12 protein-coding genes are annotated in these 13,679 nt (G+C 38.6%); 3 read left to right on the top strand and 9 right to left on the bottom strand.

The annotated features are described in order from the left end of the window. Positions 1-22: 22 nt before the first annotated feature. From pstA to bsdcttw_RS03630, 3 genes are all read right to left on the bottom strand, one after another. A complete protein-coding gene (pstA, locus tag bsdcttw_RS03640) occupies positions 23-1,177 on the bottom strand; it encodes a phosphate ABC transporter permease PstA (RefSeq protein ID WP_225903782.1) in 1,155 nt (384 codons plus the stop codon). Positions 1,178-1,320: 143 nt separating this feature from the next. Beyond that, positions 1,321-2,244, bottom strand: a complete 924-nt coding sequence (gene pstC / locus bsdcttw_RS03635; RefSeq protein WP_185258059.1) for a phosphate ABC transporter permease subunit PstC — start codon at positions 2,242-2,244, stop codon at positions 1,321-1,323. Further along, positions 2,241-3,161: a phosphate ABC transporter substrate-binding protein gene (locus tag bsdcttw_RS03630; RefSeq protein WP_185258058.1), complete on the bottom strand. Its 921-nt coding sequence runs from the start codon at positions 3,159-3,161 to the stop codon at positions 2,241-2,243. Before bsdcttw_RS03630 ends, pstC begins: the two co-directional genes overlap by 4 nt. Before the next feature lie 720 nt (positions 3,162-3,881). Here bsdcttw_RS03630 and bsdcttw_RS03625 point away from each other — a divergent pair. Then, a complete protein-coding gene (locus bsdcttw_RS03625; RefSeq protein ID WP_185258057.1) occupies positions 3,882-4,361 on the top strand; it encodes a deoxycytidylate deaminase in 480 nt (159 codons plus the stop codon). 93 nt (positions 4,362-4,454) lie between these two features. Then, positions 4,455-5,144 (top strand): peptidoglycan recognition protein family protein, encoded by a 690-nt coding sequence (locus bsdcttw_RS03620; RefSeq protein ID WP_185258056.1) that lies wholly within the window; start codon positions 4,455-4,457, stop codon positions 5,142-5,144. Positions 5,145-5,213: 69 nt separating this feature from the next. Here bsdcttw_RS03620 and guaB read toward each other — a convergent pair whose 3' ends face one another. The 4 genes from guaB to bsdcttw_RS03600 all read right to left on the bottom strand — a co-directional run bounded on the left by guaB (position 5,214) and on the right by bsdcttw_RS03600 (position 9,728). Further along, a complete protein-coding gene (gene guaB, locus bsdcttw_RS03615; protein ID WP_185258055.1) occupies positions 5,214-6,668 on the bottom strand; it encodes an IMP dehydrogenase in 1,455 nt (484 codons plus the stop codon). 254 nt (positions 6,669-6,922) lie between these two features. Then, the gene (locus bsdcttw_RS03610) at positions 6,923-7,420 is read right to left on the bottom strand and encodes a DUF6106 family protein (protein WP_185258054.1); all 498 of its coding nucleotides are present in this window, start codon (positions 7,418-7,420) and stop codon (positions 6,923-6,925) included. A gap of 279 nt (positions 7,421-7,699) precedes the next feature. After that, positions 7,700-9,322, bottom strand: coding sequence for a chaperonin GroEL (gene groL / locus bsdcttw_RS03605; RefSeq protein WP_185258053.1), 1,623 nt, complete (start codon positions 9,320-9,322; stop codon positions 7,700-7,702). Positions 9,323-9,440: 118 nt separating this feature from the next. Then, positions 9,441-9,728, bottom strand: a complete 288-nt coding sequence (locus bsdcttw_RS03600; protein ID WP_185258052.1) for a co-chaperone GroES — start codon at positions 9,726-9,728, stop codon at positions 9,441-9,443. Between the two features lie 406 nt (positions 9,729-10,134). On the opposite strand from bsdcttw_RS03600, the gene bsdcttw_RS03595 reads away from it, so the two are divergent. Further along, positions 10,135-10,857: a DUF6062 family protein gene (locus bsdcttw_RS03595; RefSeq protein WP_185258051.1), complete on the top strand. Its 723-nt coding sequence runs from the start codon at positions 10,135-10,137 to the stop codon at positions 10,855-10,857. A gap of 183 nt (positions 10,858-11,040) precedes the next feature. Here bsdcttw_RS03595 and bsdcttw_RS03590 read toward each other — a convergent pair whose 3' ends face one another. Then, positions 11,041-11,886, bottom strand: a complete 846-nt coding sequence (locus bsdcttw_RS03590) for a DUF2225 domain-containing protein (protein ID WP_185258050.1) — start codon at positions 11,884-11,886, stop codon at positions 11,041-11,043. Between the two features lie 56 nt (positions 11,887-11,942). Continuing rightward, a complete protein-coding gene (locus bsdcttw_RS03585) occupies positions 11,943-13,652 on the bottom strand; it encodes a glutamine--tRNA ligase/YqeY domain fusion protein (protein WP_185259683.1) in 1,710 nt (569 codons plus the stop codon). Positions 13,653-13,679: the final 27 nt, after the last annotated feature.

Below are 13,679 nucleotides of genomic sequence, written 5' to 3'. Positions count from 1 at the left end.
TTATAGTCAAAATTCTAATTTATTAGGCATTTCCGGTTTTCTTTAAAAATGACTTTGTTATCATCTTTGAAGCGATATTTAAAAGAATGATAAGAATCAGTAATACTACAGCGATTGAACTTGCAGAGCTTAAATCACCTGTTTCCTTAATAAGCCAGTACATCTTGGTGGTTAAGGTTGCAGCCGATGACTTTCCACCGACCAGGCCTTCCGGTATTTGTGCAATCGTACCTGCTGTAAAAATAAGTGCTGCTGATTCTCCGACAATTCTGCCGATACTTAAAATAACTGCAACCAGAATTCCGGGTAATGCACCGGGCAGAATAATTTTTGCGATTGTCTGCAACTTCGTTGCTCCCAGTCCATAGGAACCTTCTCTGTAAGACCTGGGTATTTCTTTTAATGCTTCTTCTGTGGTTGAAATAATCGTTGGAAGAAGTAAAATGCTCAAAGTAAGGGAGCCTGCTAAGATAGAATACTGCATTTTTAAGGTCTGCACAAATAAGAGCATACCAAAAAGTCCATATATAATAGAAGGTATTCCTGCCAGGTTTTGAATCGCAAAACGGATGCTGTTTAATATTCTGCCGGGTTTTGCATATTCATTCAGATAGATTGCCGCACTGATACCAACGGGTCCTGCAATTGCAAGTGATAACAAAATAATATAGATAGTAGAAACAAACATTGGTACTATACCACCGCCGGGCCTAACAACTTTCAATCGCAGCGTTCCGCCACTTTCCTTCAACAGCTTTAAGGCATCTGCGTAGGACATATCTGCTGTGTTATCACTGCCTATTTTACTGATAATGTCTTCCTTTTTCAGCCCATACGCCTCATTTTTTAAATTTGCTGCATTATGAACTGCGGATTTCTTATCAATCTTTGTGATAATCAGATTCTTCTCCCCTTCTTTTACGGTAATACCGAGAGAAGCAATGTAATCCTGGTTGTCTGTTCCGGCTTTTGAAGCATCTGCTTTTACGTTAACAAAAGTAGTTTTATCCTCCCAGTTTCTTGTCAGGAAATTAACATTGATTCCTGGTAAACCCTTATAAAGGACAAAACCGATAATAATAAATAAGATACTTATTGTTACTCCGGTGGACAGATAAATTAAACTTCTTAGCAGACCATCTTTCATTTTTCTATTGTTCCAGTTTTTATTATTCATTTGACCAAACCTCTCCCTGAATATCCAACTAATAATTGGACTCCTTAATCGCTGGTTGAAAACTAAAATTATTTTTCAACCTACCCTTCATACCTTTTAAACACCCCAGTTTACACCGGGGATTACCCAGGCGTAATAAGTACTTATCTTAAAGGGCCTTCATTTCCAAGCCTTTTTGTCAGCCGGATTAATGTAAAATTAATGACCATAATGAAAGTGAAAAGGATTACTCCGGTCGCAAAAAGCATATCCTGATGCCTTCCGGAAGCATAACTCATTTCCATGGCAATGTTTGTGGTCAAAGGTCTTACTTTCGAGAAAATACTGGTAGGCAGACCGCCGATATTATTTCCTGCAATCATCATTACTGCCATGGTTTCTCCGATAGCCCTGCCAATACCAAGGACGGTAGCGGTTAATATTCCGGAACGGGCTGCCGGTACAACCGCCTGAAAGATTGTCTGTATCTTAGAAGCGCCCAGACCATAGGATGCTTCTCTGTATGATTTTGGTACTGCACGAATGCTGCTCTCACTTAAGGATATAATTGTAGGCAGTACCATGATTGTCAGAACACAGATAACAGCCAGTAATGACTGTCCCTGTCCTGTAGGGGATATTTTATTAATTAAGGGTACGATAACACCAAGGCCAAAGGCTCCGTATATAACGGACGGAATGCCGGCTAATAATTCTATTCCCGGCTTAATAACTGAAACTAACTTTTTAGGTGCCAACTCGGCGATAAATACAGCTGTCAATAAACCGATTGGAACCCCGAGCACTATTGCGCCCAGGGTTGCAAACAAGGATCCTACTATCATATAGAGTATTCCGAAGAGATTTTTGTTCGGATCCCATTTTAATCCGGTTATAAACTGGAGAAAGCTGTAAGCATCTTTTCCGAAGAAAGGCTTTAAACCTTTTGCGAATACGAAGACGATAATTGCAACAACGCTCAGAACACTGACTAACGCACTTAGGAGAAAAATCACTCGAAATAGTACTTCTGTATATTCTACTGCTTTGCCCGCCTTGTTTTGATTGCTTACTTTCTTGCTCATCATTTATCTAATTTTATTCCTCCGTGTTTCTCTACAAATGCCTGACCATCATCGCTTAATGCGAATTCTACAAAGGCCTTTGCAGCAGCTGATGCTTTTGCGTCATTGTATACGAATAAGAATGGTCTTGAGAGTACATACTCACCGGATTTCGCATTTTCAGGAGTTCCTTCAACACCATTTACAGTAAGCGCCTTTACCGTGTTATCAATAAAGGAGAAGGATACGTATCCGATAGCATTTTCATTTCCGGCTACTGCCGTCTGAACATTACCATTTCCTTCAGCAACTGTAGCATCCTCGGTTAATCCGCCGGCATCTTCTAATTTTACAAGTTCTTCAAATGCACTTCTGGTTCCGGAAGCACCTTCTCTGGATACGACAACGATCTTAGCATCATTTCCGCCAACATCTTTCCAGTTAGTAATCTGGCCTGAGAATATCTTAGCAAGATTTTCTGTAGAAATGTCTGTTACGGGGTTTGCAGGGTTAACTGCGATTGCAATACCGTCATAAGCAAATATTGTTTCTTTTAAACCAGCTGACTTCTCGTCATCTTTTAAATTTCTGGAAGAAGCACCGATATCATTTGCTCCTGAAATGGAATCTGCAATACCGGCAGAAGAACCGGTTCCTGTATAATTAATAGTTACGTCAGGATTATTTGCTGTAAATTCATCAATCATATCATTTAAAATCTTATCAACTGATGTGGAACCTGTTATGGTTACTGTACCGGATAAATTTTCGGTAGAAGGTGTATCTGTTGCTGCAGGTGTATCGGTTGCTGTATCTGTAGCTTCCTTTGTAGGAGTTGTTGCATTGGAATCTGATGTATTATTTGTCTTAGCGCATCCTCCAAGAATACCTACAAGTGCAATTGTTAAAAGAACTGCCAAAGCCTTATTTTTTAGCTTCATTATTTTTTCCTCCTTGATTGGGAATCCCCCTGTTATGTTTCTTAGTTGTCTTACTTACAGGTTACATTCTACTATGCCTATGTAATCGGTATATTTTTTGAATGTAAAGTTTTTGTAAAGTCATAAAAGCCGCATAAAATGGGCAAAATGTGAACTTCTAGTACTATTTTTACAAATAAATCACTGAAATAACCGGACTCCCCTTCATTTTTTTACCCTTTATTTCGCCATATTTTTTCTTCCTTTACACATTACGTTTCATTGCATGAAACGTAATAATAAGAAGAAGAAGAAAACCATAGCTCTATAATCATCTCTATGCTCTCCTTCATGATATCTTATAAACCAATCCTACAAAATTATATGAATATAAACAGATGGCCAGGGGAGATATTTCTAAGTTTTTCCTCGAGGGGCTCCTTATGACACTTAAGGCTTAGAAAACATAACTAGATAAACCAGTGCCACTGTCTGAGCGGCTATAAACTTCCACAGCCACATCAACACAGCGAGTTTGGCACTGATTTATCTGTCAGTTATATTTTCTAAACCTTTAGTGGAATATGGGTTCCCGAGGGAAAAACTTAAAAATATCTCCCCTGGCCATCGTCCGCCCCCATAGACCTATCTTAGTTAAATACCTACATTTTAATTTTACATTGCCTCCCCCCTATGTTAAAATAACTCTATAACTGATGAGCGTCACAGGAGGATAAGGGAATGAAAAAGCAAGACTATATAACTTGGGATGAATATTTTATGGGCATTGCGATTTTTTCTGCTGAACGAAGCAAAGATCCCAGCACCAGCGTAGGTGCCTGTATTGTAAGTGAAGATAACAAAATACTTTCTGTTGGTTATAACGGTATGCCAATTGGCTGTTCTGACGATGAATTCTCCTGGGAACGGGAAGGAAACCCTCTTGACACTAAATACTTTTATGTGTGCCATGCTGAAATGAATGCAATTCTTAATTACACCGGTCCATATATGAAGGGTGCAAAGCTTTATGTCACCTTATTTCCCTGCAATGAGTGTACAAAAGCAATTATTCAAAAGGGAATTTCAGAGATTATCTACTTATCGGACAAGTATGCCAATACCGATGCTACAAGAGCTGCGAAAAAGATGCTAGATGCGACCGGAACCACTTACCGAAAGTATCAGCCGATCAACCGCGAAATTACCATCTCTCTCTAAAATCTATTGTATTTTCTTGTGAGTAATGAAAATAAAAAATGAAAATGCTATATATACTAAATTAACACTAGAAAGTTAAAGGAATTCTGACTTATGACTGCCAAGGAGAAACGCCGCAGGAAAAGGCATCGGAATAGGCTGCTCCGCATCACTGTAGTTACCAGCCTAGGTATGATAATGACAGCTATTGTTGCTGTAATGCTGATTTCTGTAATCAAACACCAAAGAGGAGATTTCTATGGTTTCGCTTATTACACGATAGATCCTCCACCCATAACAGCAGACCTGCTTACACCAAACGATTATTCAAGATGCCAGGAACCACTGAAAAAGGTACGGGGAATTGTAATTCACTATACTGCTAATCCCGGGACTTCCGCAGAAGCAAACAGGAATTATTTTGAGAATTTAAAGTCTCAGACTAAAATCTCTGCCAGCAGTCATTTCGTAATCGGATTGGAAGGCGAGATTATACAATGTATTCCTTTAGATGAAATATCCTTTGCATCCAATGATAGGAATAATGACACCATTTCCATTGAATGCTGCCACCCGGATGCAACCGGTAAGTTCAACCAGAAGACCTATGATTCCCTGCTGGCGCTTTCAGCCTGGCTCTGCAGTAAATTTAGACTGGATAGAGAAGATATATTAAGACACTATGATATAACCGGAAAACTATGTCCTTTATATTATGTAAAACATGAGGATGCCTGGGAGACCTTGAAAGATAATATTATTGCTTATTTAAAAGAAAAAGAAGCCACAGCCAAATTAGGCTGAGGCTTCTTTTTCTATATTAATCATTATGATTGTTTAACTCCCTTTGTGGTACGCATTAGGGTTTTCACATTATTCTTCTACGCTGTAGTTAGGAGCTTCCTTTGTGATATGAATATCATGAGGATGGCTTTCCTTCAGAGAAGCTGCAGAAATTTTTACAAATCTTCCATTCTGCTTTAAGTCTTCAATTGTCTTAGTTCCGCAATATCCCATACCGGATCTAAGTCCTCCGATTAATTGGAATACAGTATCTTCTACCGTACCCTTGTAAGCCACTCTTCCTTCAACACCTTCCGGTACTAACTTCTTAGCGTTACTCTGGAAATATCTATCCTTGCTTCCGTTTTCCATCGCTGCAATAGAACCCATGCCGCGGTAAACCTTATATTTTCTTCCCTGGAATAATTCGAATTCACCGGGACTTTCATCACAGCCAGCGAAAATACTTCCCATCATACAGAGATTAGCTCCGGCTGCAATTGCCTTCGTGATATCTCCTGAATACTTAATGCCGCCATCTGCAATTACCGGGATGCCATATTTCTTAGCAGCTTCATAGGAATCCATAATAGCGGTTACCTGAGGAACGCCGATACCCGCAACTACTCTTGTAGTACAGATTGAACCAGGTCCGATACCCACTTTAACGGCATTAACACCAGCTTTAATCAGATCCTCTGTAGCTTCTTTGGTTGCAATGTTACCGGCAATAATCTGAAGATCCGGGTAAGTATCTCTAACCATACGTACTACTTTTAATACATTAGCGGAATGACCGTGAGCTGTATCAATAACGATAGCATCTACTTTCGATTTTACCAGTGCCTCTACTCTCTCTAAGATATTTGCAGTAATACCTACTGCCGCAGCGCAGAGAAGTCTTCCCTGAGCATCCTTTGCAGAGTAAGGATATTTTATCTGCTTCTCGATATCTTTAATGGTAATAAGGCCGGATAAATTACCGTCTTTATCAACTATAGGAAGTTTCTCTTTTCTGGCGGAAGCAAGTATTTTCTTTGCTTCATCCAATGTAATTCCTACAGGTGCGGTTATAAGGCCTTCTGAGGTCATACTCTCTTTAATTTTCTTAGAATAATCTGTTTCAAACTTAAGGTCTCGGTTTGTAATAATACCCACCAAACGTTTACCTTCTGTAATAGGAACACCGGAGATACGATACTTTGCCATTAGTTCATTGGCATCCTCCAAAGTATGCTCCGGAGATAAATAAAAGGGATCTGTAATAACACCGTTCTCGGATCTTTTTACCTTGTCCACCTCTTCTGCCTGTTTTTCAATGGACATGTTTTTATGAATTACACCGATTCCGCCCTGTCTGGCCATTGCTATAGCCATTCTGTGTTCTGTTACCGTATCCATTCCTGCACTCATCATAGGAATGTTAAGTTTAATTGTCTTTGTCAGATAAGTTGATACATCTACTTCATTAGGTATCACTTCTGAAAAGGCAGGTACCAGCAAGACGTCATCAAAGGTAATGCCATCACCGATAATAGTTCCCATCTTATTTTCCTCACTTTCTTTTCTGATAATTTATTCGGTTTTTTGTTAATTTTTAAAAGTATAACCAATTAGATACCGCTTGTCAACTAGTAAAATCAGTTTTTGTCCCTCAACAGCATACAGAATTCAAAAGATGTCTTTCCAGAATAAACATACGTCTTTCATTATAATACAATGTTATTTTTTGTATTAAAAAAAGGATTATCTGAAGCGGTCCCGCTTACAGATAATCCCCTTATACTTTATTCTAATCTTTAATATTGAACGAGCTTTCTGGGATGTTTCATCTTTATACAACTTAACATCTTCTCATTTGGCTCAAATAAAATCCTAAGACTTTTTTCACCCTGACGATATATTATTACATAGGGCTTTGCATTTTTATCTCTTGAGGTATAATCCTTTACTGCATATTTTCCATTATTGAAACTATCCAATGCATGAGAACCGACAGGGGCCATTACCTCAACCTGCTCGAAATCTATCTTTAAATCGGTCTTTCTCTTTGCTTTTCCCATTATCTTATCAAAGTCCAACTGTCCGTCACAGAATACATATTCATATTCCAGACTAAGCCTTGGGAAAAAATAAAAAATTGCAACGATTACGATTGCTGCTATGAACAGTAGAATTTGGCTGCGCATAGAAAAGAAAAATAATACAATTGCTGCAAATATTAATAAAAATCTTAAAGCATATGTTCCGGCAGTATCCTTCCGTTTCACTCCTGCCTCTGCATATAACTCATTCATTTTTTTGCCTCCTGACCTGATTTTATGCCAATTTATTTAAGTGTATTATTTTGTCCCGGCAGTTTGATCTGTAAGCTAATACACAACATAAGAATAGCTAACTTTAGACAGCCGTCTGACAATTCTCTGAATTGGCATATTTATAAGAGTATTATACTAAAAAAACCAGGAAAGGAAAAGCCTTATTCCCAAAATAATTCTTATATCTTTATAAAAATCTTATGAAAAAAGGGAATCTGCAAATGCAGACTCCCTTTTAGGAATTAGCTCATTTCAAAATTACATCATGCCCATTCCGCCGGCACCTGCAGGCATAGCAGGTTCATTGGACTTAATATTAGCAACCACTGACTCAGTTGTTAATAATGTGGATGCTACGCTGGTAGCATTCTGAAGAGCACTTCTTGTAACCTTAGCGGGATCTAAGATTCCTGCAGCTACCATGTCTACATACTCTTCTTTTAAAGCATCGAAACCAACTCCGGGATCTTTCTCTTTTACCTTGCTGGTTACTACGGAACCTTCTAATCCTGCATTGGATACGATGCAGTAAAGAGGAGCTTCCAGAGCTTTTAAGATAATGTTAGCACCGGTTTTCTCATCACCTTCTAAAGTAGCTGCTAACTTAGCAACTTCCTTGGATGCGTGGATGTATGCGGAACCGCCGCCTGCTACGATACCTTCTTCTACAGCTGCTCTTGTTGCTGCAAGAGCATCTTCCATACGAAGTTTTTTCTCTTTCATTTCTGTTTCAGTTGCAGCACCTACACGGATAACAGCAACGCCGCCTGCTAACTTCGCAAGTCTTTCCTGTAATTTTTCTCTATCAAAATCAGATGTTGTTTCTTCTATCTGTGCTCTTATTTGTGCGATTCTGGCATCAATATTTCTCTTCTCACCCTCACCGTCAACTATGATTGTATTCTCTTTCTGAACTTTAACAGATTTTGCGCGTCCTAACTGATCCAGTGTAGTTTCTTTTAAGTCAAGACCTAAATCATCAGAAATAACAGTACCGCCTGTTAAAACAGCGATATCCTGAAGCATTTCTTTTCTTCTGTCACCATAGCCGGGAGCCTTAACAGCAACTACGCTGAAAGTTCCTCTTAATTTATTTACGATTAAAGTTGTTAAAGCTTCGCCTTCCACATCCTCAGCAATAATTAAAAGTCTTGCACCGGATTGAACGATCTGCTCTAATACAGGGAGAATATCCTGAATGTTGGATATCTTCTTATCTGTGATTAAGATATATGGATTGTCTAAATTAGCCTCCATTTTGTCCATGTCAGTAGCCATGTAAGCGGAGATGTAACCCCTGTCAAACTGCATACCTTCAACCAGGTCTAACTCTGTCTTCATTGTTTTGGATTCTTCAATTGTGATAACTCCATCATTGGAAACTTTCTCCATAGCGTCAGCTACCATCTCACCAACTGCATCATCACCGGCAGAAATTGCAGCTACTCTTGCAATCTGTGCCTTGCCGTTAAGCTTGGAGCTCATCTTTAAGATAGCATCTACTGCACTGTCAGTTGCCTTTTGCATACCTTTTCTTAAGATGATAGGGTTTGCGCCGGCAGCCAGATTCTTAATACCTTCATTAATCATAGCCTGTGCAAGAACAGTAGCGGTTGTTGTACCATCACCAGCTACATCATTTGTCTTTGTAGCAACTTCTTTTACTAATTGAGCGCCCATATTTTCGAAAGCATCTTCTAATTCAATTTCTTTTGCAATCGTAACACCGTCGTTTGTAATCAAAGGTGCGCCGTAGGATTTATCTAATACAACATTTCTTCCTTTGGGTCCTAAAGTAACTTTTACTGTATTTGCTAATAAATTAACGCCATTTTCCAGAGCTGCTCTGGCTTCTGCACCATGTTTAATTTCTTTTGCCATTTTTATAACCTCCTGATTTAAATTAATGTTCCGTAAACTGCTATGTCTTTTCCTCCCGCGAATCATTGGGTCTAGACTCTCAGACACAGTTATGATCTATACTTCTCGATAATTCAAACTAATCTTCAACAACAGCAACGATATCGTTCTGCTTTACAACAATATATTCTACTTCTTCTAATTTCACTTCAGTACCGGAATATTTGGAGAATATAACCTTATCTCCAACTTTAACCTGCATGGTTACTTCTTTTCCATCTACAACACCGCCAGGACCTACTGCTACAACTTCAGCCTGCTGGGGTTTCTCTTTTGCCTGACCAGGTAATACGATACCTGACTTTGTTGTCTCTTCAGCTACAAGCTGCTTTAAAACCACTTTGTCTCCTAATGGTACTAACTTCATTTTTATTTCCTCCTTATGATATCAATATTTCATTTAAAAAGGCATTTTTTGAATTTTATTAGCACTCACTCGAATTGAGTGCTAACCGATAAAGATATATTAGTAAATTTGCCTTTATTATGCAACCATACTTTTCTTTAAAATACGCTTTATTTTCGATAATATTTAACTTTAGCTCCATTTTATTCTTAATATCTCATTTTTTCTCACTTTTTTATAGTTACAATATAACAAATACTTTAAAACTATATATTTACTCTGCAGAAGTTCACCTTACTTAATATGGGAATATTTACTCTTTGTTATACCTGGGGGAATGAATAATTCATTGTACAATTAACTGGGCCATGCTATACTTATTGCAATAGGAACTATGAATACCAGAAAGGATTATCAGGTATATAAAATGAAAGAAAAATTGTACACCATACCGGTCAATGATGCTTTTGACAGTGACTGCGAATGCCCGATATGTTTTATGAAAAAAACACTTGAAAACAATGCGGTGGAATTCACCATGGGTCCCAGCTACATGGAAGATGATGTAAGAGCTGAAACGGATAAAATCGGATTCTGCAATTATCATCTGGGTAAGCTTTATGAGAATAAGAACCGTCTTGGGCTGGCCCTTATGCTAAAGACCCACATGGATAAGACGATTAAGGACTTAGAGGGCCTTTCCGCTAAGAAAGGTAAAGGGCCTTCTCTTTTTAAAAAGAATACGGAGACTACTCCTGTAAAAGAATATACAGATAATATAGTAAGCTCCTGCTACGTCTGCAATAAGATTGATAACATGTTCAATCTTTACATTACAACCGTATTCTACCTCTTTGAACATGACAGTGCCTTTATTGATAAATTAAAAGCTTCCAAAGGCTTTTGTACCGAGCATTATGGCCTCTTATTCCAGGAAGCGGACAAGCACCTTAGCGGAGAGAAAGCGGAGAGTTTTCGTAAGGATTTAAACAAGATATATTTTGACAATATGAAGCGGGTACGGGATGATCTGGAATGGTTTATTGATAAATTCGATTACCGTTATGTAAATGAACCCTGGAAAAATTCAAAAGATGCTCTTCCAAGAGCTATGACAAAGACTAACAGCGTCTATGAAAAAGGAAATTAATCTTCTATAAATACATTAAGGCAGCCATAAGATTAATATCACCCTTCTTATAGCTGCCTATTATGAATTATTCTTTTCAATTATTCATACTATCAACATGCTCTTTTCCAACGCGCCTCAAGAATGCGCCGAGGATTTCGCAGGCGCATTCTTGTGTATGAATTATGTCCTTTATAATTCATACTATTCCTGTTTTAATAAATCCTTTAACTCTCTAGCCTTTGCTTTAATACGCTCATTGGCATCCCTTGAGATTAATACTCTGGAAATCCATCTGCTGGACTCATCAATCTTGCCACTTCTTCTGGCAAGGTCTGCGATTAAATACATCATAGTATTTTCATCCATACCGCACATAGGGAAGGATTCCTTCGAAAATGCCTCCATAAAGCCTTCACAGGCATTCTTTATGAATTCAAATTCCTCCTCTTGAAGGTTCTTACGTTCTTTTCTGATTTCATCGGTTTCTTCCTGCTCTGCCAAAGCTTCTGCTTTTCCACGAAGGAGCCAGGCTGTCTTAAGGCATGTATAAGCTCTCTCACTTATCTTTCCCTTTTTCACTATAGCATTAACAAGGGCCAGCTTGTGACGGGAAATAGCCTCATCATATGTTAAGACCTCCCCTTCCGGAGCCATTCCTTTAAAGGAAGCTGTGATATTTTCTTTTATTAATTTCGCCTGCTGGGAGGTCATATAGTTAAAAAATCGGTTTAAGGCAGCATATCCGCAGTGAGGGCATGCTATTACATCATATTTTAGTGAATCCATATGCTGGTATTTCGGTCTTAAGTCCGTATCAGCGGATATCAGTTTCACCTTACCGGTCTTTACTGTTTTCGTCTTAAATCCCTTATCACAAACCGGACAGGTATAGGTTTTATCAAAAATAAAATCTGACTCAACTACCTGTGCTTTTTCTTCTGTTCCTGACTGTTCTGTTTTTTTCCCCTTATCATCAGTTGCGTATACATCCATATTGGACATTTTTCCAAGTCCGAATTCTTCAAGTCCTGAAAATATATTGGCCATTTTATCCCTCCATGTGGCGCCGAGCGCCTTCAAATAAAAATCATTCACATAATGTATTAATCAGGCTTATATGAGCTTTTAAGCGAAACTATTCTGTTAAATACCAGATGGTCTTTGGCAGAATCTTTCGAATCCACACAAAAATAGCCGTGTCTTAAAAATTGAAAACTGTCATAGGCTTTTGCATCTTCTACACTATGTTCGATGCGGCAGTCCTTTAGTACTGTGATGGAGTTGGGATTCAGATTAAGACTGCCGTCTTCATTGTATACGCCCTTTTCTTCATCAACAATATTTTCATATAATCTAACTTCTGCCTTAACAGATGTTCTTGCATCTACCCAGTGAATGGTTCCCTTAACCTTTCTTTCGTTAAAACCGGACCCGCTTCTGGTCTTAGGATCATAGGTGGCATGTATCTCTGTTACAACTCCATTTTCATCTGCTATATAATCGGTACAGGTTACAAAATAAGCATTCATAAGTCTTACTTCATTTCCCGGGAATAATCTGAAATATTTCTTGGGAGGCTCGGCCTTAAAATCTTCTCTGTCTATGTATAGTTCTCTGCTAAAAGGTACTACCCTATTACCCATCTCTTCATTTTCCTGATTATTAGGAACTTCCATAAATTCAGTAATATCTTCCGGATAATTGGTAATTACCAGCTTGACCGGATCTAAAACTGCCATAGCACGGGGTCTTTTCAGCTTCAAGTCTTCTCTGATACAATATTCTAACATGGAATAATCCACTGAACTCTGGCTCTTTGACACTCCGCACAATTCCATAAACATCTTAATGGATTCCGGAGTAAAGCCTCTTCTTCTTAAGGCACTAATGGAAACAAGTCTTGGATCATCCCAGCCATCTACAATGCCCTCTTCTACCAGCTTCTTAATATAACGCTTACCGGTTATTACATTGGTCAGGTACATCTTGGCAAATTCTATCTGTTTCGGAGGATTCTCATATTCCAGTTCTGTAACAACCCAGTCATAAAGAGGTCTGTGATCTTCGAATTCCAAGGTACAGATAGAATGTGTAATTCCTTCAATAGCGTCCTCTATTGGATGAGCGAAATCATACATAGGATAAATACACCATTTATCACCGGTATTATGGTGGGTCATCCTTGCTATACGATAGATAATGGGGTCTCTCATATTAATATTGGGTGATGCCATATCTATCTTTGCCCGAAGGACCTTAGAACCGTCTTCGTACTTGCCTTCTTTCATCTCTACGAACAGCTTTAAGTTCTCTTCTATGCTTCGATTTCTGTAAGGACTCTCCTTACCGGGCTCTGTTAAAGTCCCTCTATATTCTCTGATTTCATCAGGACTTAAATCACAGACATAGGCTTTTCCTTTTTTTATTAGCTTTAATGCCCCTTCATACATCTGGTCAAAATAATCGGATGCAAAGAACAGCCTGTCTTCAAACTCTCCGCCAATCCACTTAACATCGGCAATAATGGATTCAACGAATTCTGTCTTTTCCTTGGTAGGATTCGTATCGTCAAATCTAAGATTGAATCTGCCGCCATATTCTCTGGCAAGTCCGTTATTTAACAGAATGGATTTGGCATGTCCTATATGAAGATAACCATTGGGTTCTGGCGGAAAACGTGTTACTACTGTTGTACAACGTCCTTCCTTTATATCTTTCTCTATGATCTGTTCAATAAAATTCTTTGAAATGATCTCATTATCAGCCGGATTATTATCACTGCCATTCTCTGCAGCTATTTTGCCTGTCTCCATATCCATGGCTGGGTCCTCCTTTAATAA

It is taken from the genome of Anaerocolumna chitinilytica (assembly GCF_014218355.1).
GTDB classification, from domain to species: Bacteria; Bacillota; Clostridia; order Lachnospirales; family Lachnospiraceae; genus Anaerocolumna; species Anaerocolumna chitinilytica.
The sequence above is the reverse complement of the archived record's forward strand: the minus strand, read 5'-3'. Positions and strand labels throughout refer to the sequence as shown.

Bases quoted from the DNA above. Each gene is read 5' to 3' on its own strand.
- bsdcttw_RS03595 (WP_185258051.1), top strand. From the start codon at position 10,135: ATGAAAGAAAAATTGTACACCATACCGGTCAATGATGCTTTTGACAGT.
- bsdcttw_RS03620 (WP_185258056.1), top strand. From the start codon at position 4,455: ATGACTGCCAAGGAGAAACGCCGCAGGAAAAGGCATCGGAATAGGCTG.
- pstA (WP_225903782.1), bottom strand. From the start codon at position 1,177: ATGAATAATAAAAACTGGAACAATAGAAAAATGAAAGATGGTCTGCTA.
- bsdcttw_RS03610 (WP_185258054.1), bottom strand. From the start codon at position 7,420: ATGAATGAGTTATATGCAGAGGCAGGAGTGAAACGGAAGGATACTGCC.
- groL (WP_185258053.1), bottom strand. From the start codon at position 9,322: ATGGCAAAAGAAATTAAACATGGTGCAGAAGCCAGAGCAGCTCTGGAA.
- bsdcttw_RS03625 (WP_185258057.1), top strand. From the start codon at position 3,882: ATGAAAAAGCAAGACTATATAACTTGGGATGAATATTTTATGGGCATT.
- bsdcttw_RS03585 (WP_185259683.1), bottom strand. From the start codon at position 13,652: ATGGAGACAGGCAAAATAGCTGCAGAGAATGGCAGTGATAATAATCCG.
- bsdcttw_RS03630 (WP_185258058.1), bottom strand. From the start codon at position 3,161: ATGAAGCTAAAAAATAAGGCTTTGGCAGTTCTTTTAACAATTGCACTT.
- bsdcttw_RS03590 (WP_185258050.1), bottom strand. From the start codon at position 11,886: ATGGCCAATATATTTTCAGGACTTGAAGAATTCGGACTTGGAAAAATG.
- guaB (WP_185258055.1), bottom strand. From the start codon at position 6,668: ATGGGAACTATTATCGGTGATGGCATTACCTTTGATGACGTCTTGCTG.
- pstC (WP_185258059.1), bottom strand. From the start codon at position 2,244: ATGATGAGCAAGAAAGTAAGCAATCAAAACAAGGCGGGCAAAGCAGTA.
- bsdcttw_RS03600 (WP_185258052.1), bottom strand. From the start codon at position 9,728: ATGAAGTTAGTACCATTAGGAGACAAAGTGGTTTTAAAGCAGCTTGTA.